The organism is Paraburkholderia sp. GAS199 (genome assembly GCF_050436585.1).
Taxonomy (GTDB): Bacteria; Pseudomonadota; Gammaproteobacteria; order Burkholderiales; family Burkholderiaceae; genus Paraburkholderia.
Genome location: NZ_JBNDMM010000009.1, coordinates 323,591 through 338,524, shown reverse-complemented (window position 1 = coordinate 338,524; position 14,934 = coordinate 323,591). Strand labels below are relative to the sequence as shown.

At 64.3% G+C, this 14,934-nt stretch carries 12 protein-coding genes; 6 read left to right on the top strand and 6 right to left on the bottom strand.

Annotated features, from left to right (window positions below):
* Positions 1–266: 266 nt before the first annotated feature.
* The 4 genes from P3T18_RS30755 (at position 267) to P3T18_RS30740 (ending at position 5,521) form a co-directional block, all read left to right on the top strand.
* The gene (locus tag P3T18_RS30755; protein WP_429303725.1) at positions 267–1,499 is read left to right on the top strand and encodes an ABC transporter substrate-binding protein; all 1,233 of its coding nucleotides are present in this window, start codon (positions 267–269) and stop codon (positions 1,497–1,499) included.
* Positions 1,500–1,695: 196 nt separating this feature from the next.
* A complete protein-coding gene (locus P3T18_RS30750) occupies positions 1,696–2,586 on the top strand; it encodes a carbohydrate ABC transporter permease (protein ID WP_429303724.1) in 891 nt (296 codons plus the stop codon).
* Positions 2,583–3,434, top strand: coding sequence for a carbohydrate ABC transporter permease (locus tag P3T18_RS30745; protein WP_429303723.1), 852 nt, complete (start codon positions 2,583–2,585; stop codon positions 3,432–3,434). Before P3T18_RS30750 ends, P3T18_RS30745 begins: the two co-directional genes overlap by 4 nt.
* 191 nt (positions 3,435–3,625) lie before the next feature.
* Entirely contained in the window at positions 3,626–5,521 is a 1,896-nt protein-coding gene (locus tag P3T18_RS30740) for a methyl-accepting chemotaxis protein (RefSeq protein WP_429303722.1), read from the top strand.
* Here the strand turns inward: P3T18_RS30740 and P3T18_RS30735 are convergent, their stop codons facing one another.
* The 3 genes from P3T18_RS30735 to P3T18_RS30725 form a co-directional block, all read right to left on the bottom strand.
* Complete coding sequence (locus tag P3T18_RS30735; RefSeq protein ID WP_429303721.1) at positions 5,522–6,670, bottom strand: peptidyl-alpha-hydroxyglycine alpha-amidating lyase family protein; 1,149 nt, start codon at positions 6,668–6,670, stop codon at positions 5,522–5,524.
* 127 nt (positions 6,671–6,797) lie between these two features.
* Positions 6,798–7,481, bottom strand: a complete 684-nt coding sequence (locus tag P3T18_RS30730) for a hypothetical protein (protein ID WP_429303720.1) — start codon at positions 7,479–7,481, stop codon at positions 6,798–6,800.
* On the bottom strand, positions 7,478–8,884 hold the full coding sequence (locus tag P3T18_RS30725; protein ID WP_429303719.1) for a selenium-binding protein SBP56-related protein: 1,407 nt from the start codon (positions 8,882–8,884) through the stop codon (positions 7,478–7,480). Before P3T18_RS30725 ends, P3T18_RS30730 begins: the two co-directional genes overlap by 4 nt.
* Positions 8,885–9,185: 301 nt before the next feature.
* Between P3T18_RS30725 and P3T18_RS30720 the strand changes: the two genes are divergently transcribed.
* Entirely contained in the window at positions 9,186–9,440 is a 255-nt protein-coding gene (locus P3T18_RS30720) for a hypothetical protein (protein WP_429303718.1), read from the top strand.
* A 54-nt stretch (positions 9,441–9,494) separates the two neighbouring features.
* On the opposite strand, the gene P3T18_RS30715 is transcribed toward P3T18_RS30720, so the two are convergent.
* Together P3T18_RS30715 and P3T18_RS30710 are read right to left on the bottom strand one after the other, a co-directional pair.
* Positions 9,495–10,295, bottom strand: a complete 801-nt coding sequence (locus P3T18_RS30715) for a family 1 encapsulin nanocompartment shell protein (RefSeq protein ID WP_429303717.1) — start codon at positions 10,293–10,295, stop codon at positions 9,495–9,497.
* Entirely contained in the window at positions 10,288–11,373 is a 1,086-nt protein-coding gene (locus P3T18_RS30710; RefSeq protein ID WP_429303716.1) for a Dyp-type peroxidase, read from the bottom strand. The genes P3T18_RS30715 and P3T18_RS30710 overlap by 8 nt, the downstream gene beginning before the upstream one ends.
* Before the next feature lie 263 nt (positions 11,374–11,636).
* On the opposite strand from P3T18_RS30710, the gene P3T18_RS30705 reads away from it, so the two are divergent.
* The gene (locus P3T18_RS30705) at positions 11,637–11,768 is read left to right on the top strand and encodes a hypothetical protein (RefSeq protein ID WP_429303715.1); all 132 of its coding nucleotides are present in this window, start codon (positions 11,637–11,639) and stop codon (positions 11,766–11,768) included.
* Positions 11,769–11,840: 72 nt separating this feature from the next.
* Here the strand turns inward: P3T18_RS30705 and P3T18_RS30700 are convergent, their stop codons facing one another.
* Complete coding sequence (locus P3T18_RS30700; protein WP_429303714.1) at positions 11,841–14,804, bottom strand: DNA-binding protein; 2,964 nt, start codon at positions 14,802–14,804, stop codon at positions 11,841–11,843.
* Positions 14,805–14,934 lie beyond the last annotated feature (130 nt).

Below are 14,934 nucleotides of genomic sequence, written 5' to 3'. Positions count from 1 at the left end.
TCGGGTTCTTGTCAGTCATCCCGAAGATTGGGTATCCGTTGCTTCTCGCCGCGCAGAATATCCCTGCTTTACAGCATCTTATGCACAAAACCGCCCGAGAAAAAATATGGCAGACCCTACGTGACAACCTATTTTGCGTCATGTAGGATTTTTACAAACAATTCAACCCAAGCGGCCGGCGACGGCAGCAGACCACCCCACCATCGTCAGGATGGGACCGGAGTAAGCGCTCAAACGCAAATTCCGTTCGACACAGGAGAGAGAGAATGTCGTTGCATGCCCGTGCTTCCCTCGCGCTAGGCAAAGTTGCCGTGGCGCTCGCGTTTGCAGGTATCGCCGTCGCGGCTCATGCCGACACGGTCCGCGTCACCGTCGCCCACTACAGCGACGCAACCGCGCCGTACTTCGAGAAGATGGCTCGCAACTTCGAGAAGGCCAATCCCGGCACGACGATCAAGATCGAAGACGTGAACTGGGACACGCTGCAACAGAAGCTGCAAACGGACATCTCCGGCGGCGCCAACGCCGACCTCGCGATCGTCGGCACGCGCTGGCTGCTCGACTTCGTGAAGGACGACGTGGCCGAGCCGCTCGACGGCTACATGGACGCGAGCTTCAAGGGCCGCTTCATCGGTCCGTTCCTCGCGCCGGGTGAAATCAACGGCAAGGTGTATGGTCTGCCGATCGCCGCTTCGGCTCGCGGCCTGTACTACAACAAGGATCTGCTCGCGAAGGTCGGCTATCCCGACGGCCCGAAAACGTGGAACGACGTGATCGACGCGTCGAAGAAACTGAAGGCGCAAGGCGTGGCCGGCTTCGGTCTGCAAGGCAAGGAAATCGAAACCGACGTCTACTATTACTACGCGCTGTGGACCAACGGCGGCGACGTGGTCGGCAAGGACGGCAAGGCCGCCTTCAATTCGCCGGCCGGCATCAAGGCCGCGACGCTGTACAAGACGCTGATCGACGACGGTCTGACGCAACCGGGTGTGACCGGCTATAGCCGTGAAGACGTGCAGAACCTGTTCAAGCAGGGCCGCGTCGCCATGATGATCTCGGCACCGTTCCTCGCCAAGCAGATCAAGAAAGAAGCGCCGAACCTGAAGTACGGCATCGATCCGATTCCGATGGGCACGACGCACGCCACCTACGCGGTGACGGACTCGATCGTGATGTTCAAGAACTCCAAGGTGAAGAAGTCGGCCTGGAAGTTCCTCGACTATCTGTTCACGAAGGAACCGCGCGTCGAGTTCACGACGACCGAAGGTTTCCTGCCGACCACCAAGGCCGAAGCGAGCGACCCGGCGTTCAACGATCCTGACACCAAGGCTTTCGTCGCACTGCTGCCGACGGCTCACTTCGCACCGACCGTCACGGGCTGGGAAGACACCGCGAAGGCCGTGACCGATGCAATGCAATCTATCTACCTCGGCAAGGCGAAACCGGCGGACGCACTGAACGCGGCCGCTAGCCAGGCGAACAAGTCGCTCGGCAAGTAATCGCGTCACACCTGCGTCATTGCCGGGAGCCGGAGCGCGCGCCGCCGTCGTACAGGCGTCGCGCGTTCCGGCCTTCGCACAGCAGCATCCCGTTGCACGTTGCCGTGTCCGCTGTAACCGCCGTACGTAGTGCACTATCCGGCCCATCCCGTCGCGCCCGCTTTTTGCCGTGGACGCGTCTTACGATCGAGCACGCATGAGCCGTTCCGCTTCTTCGCGCCTGCAGGCGCCCTGGTTGCTGATTGCGCCGAGTCTGGTGTTGGCGCTTTTCATCATCAGCTATCCGATTTTCAACATCGTGTGGCAATCGCTGCACGACGTCTCGCGCTTCGGCGCGATCCGCGATTTCACCGGCTTCGATAATTTCGCGACCATTTTCAGCGACCCCGCCTTCCTCGCCGCCGCGCGCCGCACGATCATCTGGACCGTGTTCGTGGTGGGCGGCACGGTGCTGATTTCGGTGCCGGTCGCACTGATCCTGAATCAGGACTTCTATGGACGCGGCGTGGCGCGCACCATCGTCATGCTGCCGTGGTCGGTCTCGCTGACCATGACCGCCGTGGTCTGGCGCTGGGCCTTCAACGACGACTACGGCATGGTCAACGTGACCCTGCAGCGACTGGGCTTGATCGGTGGTCCGATCCACTGGCTGGCAACGCCGGAACTCGCGTTCCCGGTGGAGATCGCCGTGGGCATTCTGGTGTCGATTCCTTTCACCGTGACGATTCTGCTGGGCGGTTTGTCCTCGGTGCCGGGCGATATCTACGAAGCGGCACGCATGGACGGCGCGAGCGCGTGGCAGCAGTTTCGCCAGCTGACCTTGCCGCTGCTGCGTCCGTTCATCAACATGACGATCCTGCTGAACGTGATCTACGTGTTCAACTCGTTTCCGATTATCTGGGTCATGACGCAAGGCGGCCCGGATAACAGCACCCATATTCTGGTCACGTATCTCTACGAACTCGGTTTCCGCCTCGGACGTCCCGGTCAGGCAGCCGCCGTCTCGCTCATCATGCTCGTCATGCTGTTCGTTTTCTCGATCGCCTATCTGCGCATGCAGCCCGCGAAAGAAGGAGATCCGTCATGAGTCTCAGCATCAAGATGAAGCGCACGCTGTGGTGCTGGCTCGCGCTTTCGCCGCTCGTGGTGGTCGTGCTGTTTCCGTTCGCGGTGATGTTGTTCACCGCCTTGAAGCCGGCTTCGGAAATCTTCGTGTATCCGGCGCGCTGGTTGCCGGTGCATTGGCAGTGGAGCAATTTCTCCGACATGTGGGTCGCGGCCAACTTCGGCGTGGCATTGCGCAACAGCACGGTGATCAGTCTGCTTTCCACGGCGCTGGCGCTGGCGGTGAGCTTGCCGGCCGCTTATGCATTGGCGCGCTTTCCGTTTCGCGGCAAGAGCCTGTACCGGCAGTTCCTGCTGGTCACGCAGATGTTGTCGCCGATCCTGCTGGTGGTCGGCCTGTTCCGTCTCGCCGCCATGATTCCTTACGGCGACGGCAATCTGGTCGACTCGAAGATCGGCGTGATCGTCTCGTACGCGGCGTTCAATATCGCGTTCGCCGTGTGGATGCTGTCCTCGTATTTTCAGACCGTGCCGCGCGATCTGGAAGAATCCGCGTGGCTGGAAGGCTGTGGCAGAACGCGCGCGGTTTTCAAGGTGTTTCTGCCGCTCGCCGTGCCTGCCATCGTCGTGACGGCGATCTTCACCTTCATCAACGCGTGGAACGAATTCGCGGTGGTGTACACGCTGATCCGCTCGCCGGAAAACAAGACGCTCACCGTGCAGGTCACGGACATGGTGGCGGGCAAGTATGTCGTGGAATGGCACCTGGTGATGGCTGCCACGCTGTGCGCGACGTTGCCGGTGTCGATCGTGTTCGCGTGGTTGCAGCGTTTCCTCGTGAAGGGACTCGCGCTCGGCGCGGTGAAGTAAGTGGACTGCAAAACCGGCCTTCTTTAACCGATTCCGCGCGCCGCAAACATCGTTGCGGCGACGCGTTTCATTCCGAAAACGACACCGCAAAAACGCCCGGAAAATATTTTCGGCTTTCTGCCGATAAGCGCTCAAGCAAACCGGATATTCGCCGACAACCCTCGTAGTTCGACATCGCGCAGGGGTTATTGGTGAAGCTCACACGTTCCATTGCATTCAAGTTCAGCGTCGCGTCCGCCGCGGCGCTGATTTTTGCAGTTCTCCTCCTCACCACCGTCGGCGCGTTGAATGTGCGCCGCCAGGCCGTCGACGCCTTCGAGCAGTCGAGTCACGCGCGCATCGTTCAGGCCGACGAATCGCTCGACGTCAATTTCAGGGACGTCGAACAGAATCTGACGTACCTGACGCAAACCACGCAACTGAAAGCCGCCGACAACAGCATCACCGATTATCTGAACCACGGCGGACAGATGACGCCCGATGCCAACGGCGAGATCGAGAAGAAGATTTTCTCGCTGCTCAAGCAGTTCGGCGACACGCATCCGAACATGCGTTATCTGGACATCGGCACGCGTTGGGGCGGCTACGTGCAATGGCCGATCGAAAGCCTGAACGGCGCGCATTACGATCCGCGCGTGCGGCCCTGGTACCAGCTCGCGATGACGGCGCCGGATCGCGTCGTGCGGCCCGCACCGTATCTCAGCGCGGCCGGTTCCGGCGGCGCCATCATTTCGTTCGCGCGCGTCGTGAAGGACGATAAAGGCGAGATCATCGGCGCGCTGGAAGGCGATCTCTCACTCGACGACTTCGCGCGGCTCACGAGCGGCATCCAGTTCGGCCAGACCGGCTATCTTGTCGTGACCGACAGCAGCGGCAAGATCCTGATCGACCCGCGCGACAAGAAACACGAATTCAAGGAACTCAAAAGCCTCGGCGGTGGTTATGAGCAACTGGCCAATGCCGCCGACGGACTCGCCGGTATCCAGATGGACGGCGCGCGCTATCGATCGTTCGTCTACACGTCGCCGAAAAACGGCTGGAAGTACTACGCGCTCGTGCCCGAAGCGGAAATGATGGCCGCTGCCAACCGGCTCACGCTGACGTTCATCGTGGCGGGCTTTCTCGTGCTCGTCGTCGCGCTCGTGGCGATGGTGGCGCTGGGCCGCCGCATGACCGACCCGATCCGCAATCTCGCGCACTCGATGCATGAGATCGCGGCCGGCGACGGCGACATGACACGGCGTCTGCCGATCGTCAGCAACGACGAAGTGGGCCTGCTCGCGAACCAGTTCAACGCATTCGTCGAGAAACTGCGCGGCGTGCTGCAAACGGTGATGAGCAGTACGCGTCACCTGGAACTGGCGGCCAAGGAAGTGTCGGCCGGCAACATCGATCTGTCCTCGCGCACCGAACAGCAGGCGGCGTCGATCCAGCAGACGGCGGCGAGCATGGAAGAACTGGCCGGCACGGTGCGCGGCACCGCCGATCAGGCGACCAACGCCAACGCCGTCGCGGCGGGCGCGGTGGAAGTAGCGCGCCGCGGCAACGACGCGGTCACGACGGCCGCGCGAACCATGAACATCGCGGTCGAGCAGTCGGGGCGCATCGTCGGCATTGTCGGGATGATCGAAGGCATTGCGTTTCAGACCAACATTCTCGCCTTGAATGCCGCAGTGGAATCCGCGCGCGCCGGCGAAAGCGGACGCGGCTTTGCCGTGGTCGCGGCCGAAGTGCGCAATCTCGCGCAGCGCTCCACCAACGCGGCCAAGGAGATCAAGTCCCTGCTCGAAGTGTCGGTTGAGAACGTGCAGGCCGGCGCGCAACAGGTCAATCTCGCCGGCAAAACGATTGCCGAACTGACCGAAGCCATTTCGAACGTCGCCACCATCACCAGCGAAATCGCGCAGTCGGCGCGCGATCAGAGCCGCGCGATCGGCGAGGTGAATCAGGCGGTCTCGCTGATGGATCAATCGACCCAGCAGAACGCCGCGCTGGTCGAAGAGATCGCCGCCGCGTCCGAATCGCTCAGCGCACAGGGCCGGGATCTGAACGCGACGGTCGGCTTCTTCAAGCTCGAAGCACGCTGATCAGGCGTGCAGAACCAGCTTCTGGATGCGCCAGTTCAGCAGTTCCGCGACGAATAGCGTGTTCTCGGACGGACACGCCATTTCGTGAATCCAGCCGAACTGTTTGGGCTGCTTGCCGGCCTTGCCGAGCACGCCGAGTACCTTGCCGTCGAGCGTCAGTTTGTAGATGCGGCCGGGAAACGCGTCGGCGCTGTAGAGCACCTGGTTCGGCCCCGGCGAAATGCAGATGGCCCACGGCGAGCCCGGCGCGAAGGTGCCGGCGGCAATCGCCGCTTCGTCCGGCATGTTGCCGATCGCCGGACGCGCATCGGGCGGCACGGGAACGTCGATCGTGAATTGCCGCAGAAACGTGCCTTCCGTGTCGAACACCTGAATGCGCCGGTTGCTGCGATCCGCCACGTAGACGTTGTCGTGCGCGTCCACGGCAATGCTATGCGGCGTATGGAACTGGCCGGGACCGGTGCCGCGCTCGCCCCACGACTTGACCCAGTTGCCGTCGCGATCCACCTTGGCCACGCGCGAGTTGATATAGCCGTCGCTGATGTAGGTATTGCCCGCGGCGTCCCAGGCGACGTCGGTCACCTGACGGAAGCGTCCCGGCTCGGCGGGCAGCGGCGGATTCGGATGCTTGAGCGGACCGGTGTCTTCGTCGGCGGCTTCCTGCTTGCGGCCGAACACCATCAGCACGCGGCCGTCCGGTGAAAACTTGATCACCATGTCGGAGCCCTTGTCCGTCACCCAGATATTGTCCTGACGGTCCACCTTCACCGCATGCGCGAACGACCACGCGTACAGGTTATGACCGATCTCGCGGATGAAGCGGCCGTCGGGGGCGAACTCCAGCAATTGCGCCGCGGCGGCGGCGTACGCCGGGCCCGTGCTGTTACCGCGTGACAGCACGAAAATGTGTCCCTTCGAGTTCAGCGCCACGCCCGAGCATTCGCCGAGATACAGGTCTTTCGGCAAGCGCACGGGGTCTGAAATCGAGTCGTAAGCGATGGACGGCACCGACGGTGAGTCCGCGAAAGCCGGTGGAAGGGCAAGGCCGGCAGCGGTGCCGGCAAGCAGATTCAGAAAGGTACGGCGACTGATTGCCCGATGTTCCGCGCTGCCGCAGCACGGGCAAAACGATCCATAGCGTTCGCTCATTCGATGTCTCCTCTGTCGTGACTTACGCGCACCTTGCATCCGGCGCCGGAAGGTACTGAGGGCATCCTAGTGCATAAAACGCTTAATGGCGTAGGTCGCGGGCGCAGCAGCGCCGACAGTGGCCGTGCTAACTCGCGCCGCCCGTGGCCGTGGCGTTGACGGCTAGCGACACGCCGCCCACCACGATCAGACTGACGGCCCACACGGCGTCGAGATTGAACCAGCTACGCGACACGAACCGGAGCCCGAGGTAGCGATAGACCAGCCAGGCCAGCGTGCCGCCGGCCGCCAGCATCGCGGCGGCATGCACGCAGGCGACCAGCAGCGCCATCCCCAGATTGGCGCCGATTAGGGTCTGCGCGGCCTGATGACCGCGATCCATCGCGTAAGCGCGGCATAGTCCGAGGTAGATCGGCACCAGCATCAGACCCGCGCCGTGCGCAATCGCCACGGCAAACGACCAGAGCGCGAGACGCGCGGGCGGAATGCGCGCGAGCAGGCGCGGATGACGCTTGCGGATCAGCAGAAAAATGCCGAAGCCGATCACGAGCAGAGCCGCGCCGATCTGAATCTGGCGCTGCCAGGTGAGCACGACGGCCAGCACGGCGAACGGCAAGATCACCGCGAACATGGCGAGCACATGGCCCGCCGCGAGAAAAGCCAGCGCGCCGAGCAGCGCCCGCGCGCGCTTCTGCATCAGGCCGTTGGAGACGGCGAGCGGCCACCCCATCGCCGGATTGATGCCGTGATAGAGCCCGCTCGCCAGCACGGCGAGCCACAAGCCGGTCTGCGACCAGCCGCTGCCGATCAAACGCCCACCGACGGATAGCAGAACGAATCGGTCGAGCAGTCGCCGCCTTCCAGCCGGATCTGGTGAGCGCGATAACCGTCCGGAAAATTCACCCAGTAGTCCTTCGCCAGTTCGAGTCCGCCGCCCGGCTGCGCGTGCGCCATGACCTGGGCGCCCGGCACGCCGCCGGGATAGAACTGATCGTCCCACGTGGAATAGAGCGAGTTGGTCCAATAGACGCGTTTGCCGTCGCGGCTGATCTCGACCATCTGCGGACCGCCCGCGAATTCGCGGCCATTCGGGTGCGGCGTGCGCCGCGCAATCCCGCCGACGTGAACCGATCCCGTGAGTCTCGGCTTGCGTGGCTCCGTCACGTCGTATTGACGCAGTTCGCCGGTGCCCCAGCACGCGACGTAGAGGAATTTGTCGTCGATCGACAGGTCGATGTCGGTGACGAGCGGCGGCACCGCTCCGAAGCCCTGAAGCAACGGCGGCAGCAATTCGGTGGCGGCGGGTTCGGCTGGAATGGTCGCGGTCTTCTCGATATGAAACTCGCCGTTTTCGCGCCACCACGTCCAGATCGAGCCTTCCAGATTCGTCGTATCGACCACCACGCCGATAAAGCCGTATTCGCGGCTCGGATCGTGCGCGGGGCGCACTTCGAGCGCCATCTGATGATTCGCGCCGAGGTCGAGCGTCTGCACGTTGCGTCGGCCGCGCAAATCCCAGAAGTGAATCCGATGACCGTATTTGTTCGAGAGCAGGTCTTCCGCGACGATGCCGTTTTCGAACTGCGGCGGCAATCCCCATTCGCTCGACACCATGTAATCGCGCGGCAGATTCCACCAGAAGTCGTAGTGCTTCTCCTGGATGCCGCGATCGATCTCCCAGCGCCCGAGCACCTCGAACGTTTCGCAGTCCATGATGAAGATTCCCGGCGGGCCATCGGTGCCGTCTTTGCCCGCGCCGCCGAGCGTGCTCACGTAAATGCCTTCCGGACCGCAATGCACCGTATGCGGACGCGAATAGCCCGTCTTGCGGAAGATTTCCTCGGGCTCGATGATCTTGTGAATCTTCGCCTGCGTGGGATGCGGCTGAGTATCCACGATGTAGATGCGCGACGACCGCATGCCCGGGATGATCAGGTAGCGCCGTTCGAGAAACGCATGTCCCGTCAGCGGCGATAACGACGACGAGCAAGCGTTCCATCCGAAGTGGTGAAACTCGTCGCCCTTGAACGGCACCGGAACCGTGTGGACCACCTGGCTGTATGTCGGCGAGCCGGGTTTGACGTCGATCACCGCGAGCATGTCCGGTTGCGAAAAATCGGGGCTCAGCAGCACGGTGTACGCGTACTCCTCCGGCGGCGCGTCCATGGCAAGCTTCGGCGATGCATGGAACGTGGGATCTGGGCGCATACCCATGGCTGGCGTCTCCTTGTCGATATGTCTCGCATTGGCGGGCGGACGCCCGGCGAGGCCGGACGCGTCCAACTCTAGATGTAGTCCACCGCCAGTCGGAGGGCAACCGATAATTTTCGCTAAGCTTTCGCGCGGCGCTGTTTTGTCGGAATTAAGCACTGCATGGGAAAAGGTAACAGTCATCCGCGAGTCCCCCGCACGTGAAATGATGACATTACAATGAGCTTTCCAATGCTTCGACACGGACGCCATTCGGCCATTCGTCCTCTCACGCGAAGCAGTGCACATTGAACGGAGGGACCCGATGGCAAGACCTGTCTTGAGCCGCTTTCAATACACGCGCACGAACGGCAAGCGCCGCACTTACGACGTCACGTTGAATGTCGTGCAGAAAGATTCCGGCGTGTGCAGTTACGCCGCGTGGGTGCAGTACGGTGCGCAGTTCAAGGGATCGGGGCTGATGCTGCCGCTGGTGGCCAGCACGCCCGAGCGGGCCGTGCAGGAAGCACGCATCCGCATTCAGAAAGACATCGAAAATCTGGTCGGCGTGGAGGAGTAAGCCGCGCTCCACGCCGGTTCGACGGCCCGCGGCAATGCCGCGCGGCCGCAGTTCTTATTCCGGCAGCACCGCGACGGATGCTTCGCTCGTCAGCATCAGGAAGGTCAGCGTTTCCTGCAGATACAGACGCACCACCTGATCGGTGTGGCTGAGGTAGCCGATCGAGAGATCCTGACCGATGTGCAGATCGAAGTCGCCGCCACGGGTGGACAGCACGCAGCCGCCCTGGATGGCCGGCGCCCAGATGATCTCGTTGTTCGTCAGACGCTTGATGTGCGCGAGCACCGGATAACCCTGGTCGCTGGCTTCGCTCACGGCCGTGTACGCGTCCGCGCCCAGCAGCACCGAATATGGACCGTCCACGCCCGCGAGGCGCAATTGCGTCAACGCCTTGGCAATCACCGCCGGATATTCGCTGAAGTCGGCCGGCAAGCTCAGCGTAGGATTCGACGACCCTTCGCGAATACCCACGATACCCGCCGCCTTGTAGCCGTCGAAAATCGCGCGGTCTTCGGCATAGGCGAGTTGCTGCGCGGCGTCTTTGGCCGGCTGCCAGTCGGAGTCTTCCGCGCCGCGCTCCACGTCGTCGATCGCCTGGCGTGTCAATTCGAACGGCACGCGCAACTCCACCAGCGCCTTGACTTCACGCTGACGCGCGCTCACGCCGTCCTGCGGCGCGGCGATGCTCGACAGATGCCCCGTACCCACGGCGCTCAGGCTGAAACCCTTGGGGCCTTCCACATCCACCACGCGGCGACCCGCCACGGAACGCTTGAACGTGCGCGCCACTTCTTCCTCGATCTCCGCCCAGGCAGCGGCGGAAATGGGCGCCAGCTCGCGATGCAGGTTATTCATACTGAGGTACTCCTTTGAGCGAGCCGATGTTCAGCGAACCATCGCTGGCCGGCTCGGCAATGGTTGGGGATTCGGACGGCGCTACGGGCGCCGCGTCCGGTGCCGCGACGGCTTCCGGGCTGCGGTCGGCCAGCGCTTCGAGCAAGGATTCGGACGGCACGAAGAACAGACCGCCCGTGACCGCGCGGCTGAAGTCGAGCAGCCGGTCGTAGTTGCCCGGCGGACGGCCGACGAACATGTTCTCCAGCATCTGTTCGATCGGCGCCGGCGAGCGCGCGTAGCCGATGAAATACGTGCCGAACTCGCCGACACCCGGCCGCCCGAACGGCATGTTGTCGCGCAGGATCTTGATCTCCTCGCCGTTCTCGTCGAGCGTGGTCAGCGAACTGTGCGACGAACTCGGCTTGACCGCCGGGTCGAGTTCGATGTCCGTCATTTTCGTGCGGCCGATGATGCGTTCCTGCGTCTCGACCGGCAGCGCGTTCCAGCCCGTCATGTCGTGCAGATACTTTTGCGCGAGCACGTAGCTGCCGCCGCAAAACTCCGGATCTTCGTCGCCGACCACCGTGAACAGCACCGCCTCGTTGCCGGTCGGGTTCTCCGTGCCGTCCACGAAACCCACCATGCTGCGCTGGTCGAAGTAACGGAAACCGTGCACTTCGTCGACCGTGGTAACGGCGGAACCGAGCCGGCCCATCAGGTGAGTGGCAAGCTCGAAACACAGGTCCATCTGATCGGCGCGAATGTGCAGCAGGATGTCGCCGGGCGTGGCGATCGCGACGCGCTCGCCCGTGCCGAATTCGCGGAACGGATGCAGATTGGCCGGACGCGGCGCGCCGAACAGCATGTCCCACGCGTCCGAGCCGAAACCGCAGACGCACGACAATCCGCCGTCCGGTATCCGTTTGGCGACGGCGCGCACGAGCGCGGCAATATCGCCGCACCAGGCGCGCACGGTGTTCAGGCTGGCTGCGTCCTGGTTGACCGTGGCGACGATGAAGATCGCGCTTCGCTTGACCTGCGCGGACACGGCCTGCGGTTCGGGAGTGACGGCTGCGGGAATGGGCGTATCGGACATTACGTGAGCACTTTGATGGACGTGGCGGGACAGCAGCATATATAACCCGAAGCGCTCGGGAACGCCAAACGCATGCTAAACGAAATTGGGTGGGGATGCAGACAGGGTGGCATTGCACGCGGACCGACGCCGCGGTGCGAATCTGAAAAGGACGAGGTGAACTGAAAAAGCCGGCCGGCCGCGTTGCCGGACCATGGTTCACATGCGGCGCCCCTTGCGGGCCGCCGTCTCCGGCAGCGTCCTTTTCGAGTCAGGTGAATGAAATGTCTACGTCGATCACACTTCTTGCGAACGCCTACATGGAAATCGTGTGCGTCAATCCGTGGATGCCGGCGCTGCAGCGCCGCTACGTCGTGCGGCGTATGGTGGACTACGGCGCAGTCTGCCTGCAGTGAGAATCGGCGGTCTCGCGCGGCGCGCGGATGACAAAGAGGCGGCGCCAAGCCCCGCCTCTTTGCCTTACCTCATCAGCGCTCGACCTTCGACATCACCGCGGTCGCCGGGTCATAGCGATAGCCTTTCTGCGCAAGCCGTTCGGACATGGTCGCGCCGATCAGCTTCTGTTGCGCGTCACGCGAAATCAGTTCGCTGTCGGGCTTGAGCCGTTCGAGTTCCGACGAAAGCTTGCGGATGAGCGCCACCTCGCCCGTGCTGCGCGAGTCGACGAACAGCAGCTTTTCGTTGGCCGACCCGAGCCGCTGCTTCAGATCCTTGGCGTGCTCGACCCACTGCTCGGCGATCGTGCGCAACTCGCCGAAGGCTTTCTCGTGCGCCTTGGCCTGAGCGGTAATCTGACGTTGCAACTCGGCGATCTCTTCCGTGCGATCGGAGTCGGCGGCCTGCGCGGCCAGCTTCTGGCTGCGTTGCATGGCTTCGGCGCGCGCTTTGTCCGCCTCGGCCAGACGACGCTCGGCGTCGGCCCGCGCCTTCTCGCTTTCGGCGAGACGCTGCTGCGCGTCGACACGCGCCTTCTCGGTCTCGGCGAGACGTTGGCCTGATTCCGTGTGGGCCTTTTCCGCGTCGGCGAGGCGTTGCTCCAGTGCGGCGCGCGCGCGCTCCGCATCGGCGACACGCTGCTCCGATTCCGCGCGCGTTTGCTCGACCTCGGCGAGATGTTGTCCCGATTGCGCACCGGCCTGCTGCTCGAGGGCGGCAAGACGTTGTTCCGCCTGCGCGCGCGCCTCGTCGGCTTGCGCCAGACGCTGTTCGGCGTCCGCCCGCGCGTGGTCGGCTTCGGCGAGACGCTGTTCCGTCGCCGTCCGCGTGTCGCCGGCTTCCGCGAGACGTTGTTCGGCTTCCGTACGCGCCTGTTCCGCTTCGGCCAGGCGCTGTTCCGCCACGGTACGCGTCTCGCCGGCTTCCGCCAGACGTTGTTCGGCTTCCGCGAGACGCTGCTCCAGTTGCGCCGCGTGCTGTTCGGCGGCATCCGCCCGCGCCTTCACCGCCGACGCTTCCTGCGACGCCCGGCCAAGCTCGCCACTGGCGGTTTCCCTGGCCTCGTGAAGCGCGTTCACCTGCGCCTTCGCCTCGTCGAGTTCCTGCGTCACGCGCTGCAACTCGTCGCGATGCGTGGACGCGGCCTCGCCGTGCGCCGCGCTCGCCTGACGCTCGGCGGCCAGCGCCGTGCGTGCCTCGGCGAGTTCCGCTTCGAGCGTCGCGAGTTGCGCCAACGTTTCTTCCGTTCTTGCCGCAGCGGCTTCCGCGCGTGACTCGGCCGCGCTGGCTTCACGCGACCAGCGCTCCTCGGCCTCGGCGACTCGCGCGGCACTGGCCTGGCCGGCATCGACGAGACGCTGTTCCAGCTGCGCCGCGTGCTGCTCGGCGGCCTCGGCTCGCTGACGCGCGGCCTGCGCATCCGCCGACACCTGCGCCAGCTCGGCGCCGGCGAGCGTATGCGACTCGGTCGCGGCGCGCGTCTGCTCGCGGGCCTGCTCCAACTGCGCTTCCAGCTCGACCACGCGTGCCAGGCTCTCGCTCGCCTGCACCGCCGCGGCCTGCGCGCGCGACTCGGCCGCGCCGGCTTCCTGCGACCAGCGTTCGGCGTCGGCTGCTTTGGCCTGTTCGGCAGCTTGCAACCGCTGCTCCAGCTTCGCCGCTTTCTGTTCGGCGAGTTCGGCTTGCTCCTTCGCCGCCGATGCTTCGTGCGAAAGCTGACTCAATTCCGTAGTTGCCGCCGTGTTGGCTTCGGTCATGGCGCGTGTCTGCTCGCGCGCCGCGGCCAGCGCCGCCTCCAGTTCGAGCAGCTTCGCCTGGCTCTCGCTCGCCTGCGCGGCGGCGGCTTCGGCGCGCGCGGAGGCCGCGCCCGCTTCCTGCGACCAGCGCTCGGCGTCGGCTGCCTTGGCCTGCTCGGCTTCGGCGAGTTGCTGCGTCAGCGCACCCGCGTGTTGCTCCGCTGCGTCGGCACGTGCTTGCGAGGCGGACGCTTCCTGCGACATCCCGGCGAGTTCGGCGAGCGTCGCCGTCTGAGCCGCCGACGCGGAGGCGATGTCCTGACGCGCGGCTTCGAGTTCGCGTGAGACGCGCTGCAATTCGTCGAACTGGATCGCGGCTTCTTCGCTGCGCGCGGCGCTCGTCTGCCGTTCGGCGGCGAGTTCGCGATGCGCTTCGTCCCGCTCGGCTTCGATCGCGGCAAGCTGCCCCAGCGCGTCGCGCGCCTGCGTGGTGGCGGCTTCGGCGCGGGCGGCGGCGTCGCTCGCCTGTTGCAACGCAAGATCGGCTTCGGCGGATTTCGCCTGGCAGTCGTAGCTGAGCGAGGCGATCTCCTGACGCGCCTCCTCCTGCTCGCGCGTCATCCGCGCGATGTCGTCGTTCTGGCTGGTGACGGCTTCGGCCAGGCTTTCGCGCGCCTTGCGCTCGTCGTCGAGTTCGGCTTTGGTGTGTTCCAGCGCGGCCTGTTCCACCGAAACCTGTTGCGCCAGTTCCCCGGCTTGCGCCTCGGCGCTGTCGGCGCGGGTGGTGGCGGCGGCGAGTTCGGTGGCGAGACGGGCGGCGGTGTCCTCGGCGGCGGTCAGGGAATGGGTCAGAACAAGCTGCTGCTCGCGACGCGTTTCGACTTCACGCGCGGACTTTTCGTATTCGCCCAGCGCTTCGTCGCGCTCAGCGCGGGCCGCCTCCAGATGCCGCGTGACGGCCCCCAGATGCTCGCTGACCGCCCGCTCGGCTTCGCCCTGAGCGGCCAGCCAGAGCCGCTCGGCGGCGTTGGCCAGCGTGTCGGCGAGGTCGGCCGGCACTGCGGCGCGGGCCGGCACGTGCGGCGCGTACGGCTGACGGGCGTCGCGCCAGCGCTCCAGGGCCGCGGCGATGGCCACGGTCGATGCGCCCGGCATCTCTGCGCCCACCGTCACTGGGGAAATCGTCCGGCCGTCTTCGGCCATGCGATCCGCAATTTCCGCGACCTGTTCATCCGTGATTGCGTCGGTATCCGTGTACATAAGCGCCTCAAAACTCCGTGTAACCAGGCAAAAGATGGGGTGCCCAATACGTTACTCTATCTGGACGGCTCTGAAAGCCATTCGATCGTGCCGGCCGAAGAAACGCCGCCCTTTCCTCAGGCAGACGCAT

Excerpts from the sequence above, each read along its gene's own strand:
- P3T18_RS30755 (WP_429303725.1), top strand. The coding sequence starts at position 267 with ATGTCGTTGCATGCCCGTGCTTCCCTCGCGCTAGGCAAAGTTGCCGTG.
- P3T18_RS30750 (WP_429303724.1), top strand. The coding sequence starts at position 1,696 with ATGAGCCGTTCCGCTTCTTCGCGCCTGCAGGCGCCCTGGTTGCTGATT.
- P3T18_RS30745 (WP_429303723.1), top strand. The coding sequence starts at position 2,583 with ATGAGTCTCAGCATCAAGATGAAGCGCACGCTGTGGTGCTGGCTCGCG.
- P3T18_RS30735 (WP_429303721.1), bottom strand. The coding sequence starts at position 6,670 with ATGAGCGAACGCTATGGATCGTTTTGCCCGTGCTGCGGCAGCGCGGAA.
- P3T18_RS30725 (WP_429303719.1), bottom strand. The coding sequence starts at position 8,884 with ATGGGTATGCGCCCAGATCCCACGTTCCATGCATCGCCGAAGCTTGCC.
- P3T18_RS30720 (WP_429303718.1), top strand. The coding sequence starts at position 9,186 with ATGGCAAGACCTGTCTTGAGCCGCTTTCAATACACGCGCACGAACGGC.
- P3T18_RS30715 (WP_429303717.1), bottom strand. The coding sequence starts at position 10,295 with ATGAATAACCTGCATCGCGAGCTGGCGCCCATTTCCGCCGCTGCCTGG.
- P3T18_RS30710 (WP_429303716.1), bottom strand. The coding sequence starts at position 11,373 with ATGTCCGATACGCCCATTCCCGCAGCCGTCACTCCCGAACCGCAGGCC.
- P3T18_RS30705 (WP_429303715.1), top strand. The coding sequence starts at position 11,637 with ATGTCTACGTCGATCACACTTCTTGCGAACGCCTACATGGAAATCGTG.
- P3T18_RS30700 (WP_429303714.1), bottom strand. The coding sequence starts at position 14,804 with ATGTACACGGATACCGACGCAATCACGGATGAACAGGTCGCGGAAATT.